This window comes from Collimonas sp. OK607, from assembly GCF_900111995.1.
In the GTDB taxonomy this organism is placed as follows: Bacteria; Pseudomonadota; Gammaproteobacteria; order Burkholderiales; family Burkholderiaceae_D; genus Collimonas.
Genome location: NZ_FOKF01000088.1, coordinates 1 through 1,139 on the forward strand (window position 1 = coordinate 1; position 1,139 = coordinate 1,139).

The window sequence follows — 1,139 nt, forward strand, 5'->3', positions numbered from 1 at the left end:
GTCGACAGCGAAGTGACATTGCTGTTGGTCGAGCTCAGGCCAGTCGACAACGAAGTCACATTGCTGTTGGTCGAGCTCAAACCTGTCGACAGCGAAGTGACGTTACTGTTGGTCGATGACAATCCAGTCGATAGCGAAGTGACGTTGCTATCAGTGGTGCTCAAACCGGTCGACAACGAGGTGACATTGCTGTTGGTGGAGCTCAGCCCCGTCGACAACGAAGTCACATTGCTGTTGGTGGAGCTCAAGCCAGTCGACAACGAAGTGACGTTACTGTTGGTGGAGCTCAGGCCAGTCGACAGCGAAGTGACGTTGCTATCAGTTGTACTGAGGCCAGTCGACAACGAAGTCACATTGCTGTTGGTCGACGACAGGCCAGTCGACAGCGAAGTGACGTTACTGTTGGTCGATGACAATCCAGTCGATAGCGAAGTGACGTTGCTATCAGTGGTGCTCAAACCGGTCGACAATGAAGTCACATTGCTGTTGGTGCTGCTCAAGCCAGTCGACAGCGAAGTCACGTTACTGTTGGTCGATGACAGGCCAGTCGACAGCGAAGTCACGTTGCTATTGGTCGAGCTCAAACCCGTCGACAGCGAAGTGACGTTGCTGTTGGTCGAGCTCAGACCCGTCGACAACGAAGTGACGTTACTGCTGGTCGATGATAGGCCGGTCGACAATGAAGTCACATTACTATTGGTCGATGACAGACCGGTCGACAGCGAGGCGACGTTGCTGTTGGTGGAGCTCAAACCGGTCGACAACGAGGTGACATTGCTGTTCGTCGAGCTCAGACCTGTCGACAGCGAAGTGACGTTGCTGTTGGTCGACGACAGGCCAGTCGACAGCGAAGTGACGTTGCTGTTCGTCGATGACAGACCGGTCGATAGCGAAGTGACGTTGCTATCAGTGGTGCTCAAACCGGTCGACAATGAAGTCACATTACTATTGGTCGATGACAGACCGGTCGACAGCGAAGTCACGTTGCTGTTGGTCGATGACAGTCCGGTCGACAGCGAAGTCACGTTGCTGTTCGTCGAACTCAAGCCCGTCGACAATGAAGTCACATTGCTATTGGTCGATGACAGGCCAGTCGACAGCGAAGTCACGTTGCTGTTGGTCGATGACAATCCAGTCGA

At 53.7% G+C, this 1,139-nt stretch carries 1 pseudogene; it reads right to left on the reverse strand.

Features of this window, described 5'->3' with window-relative positions:
* Positions 1 to 1,139, reverse strand: a pseudogene (locus BM029_RS26690) (cell surface protein); the annotation flags it as partial.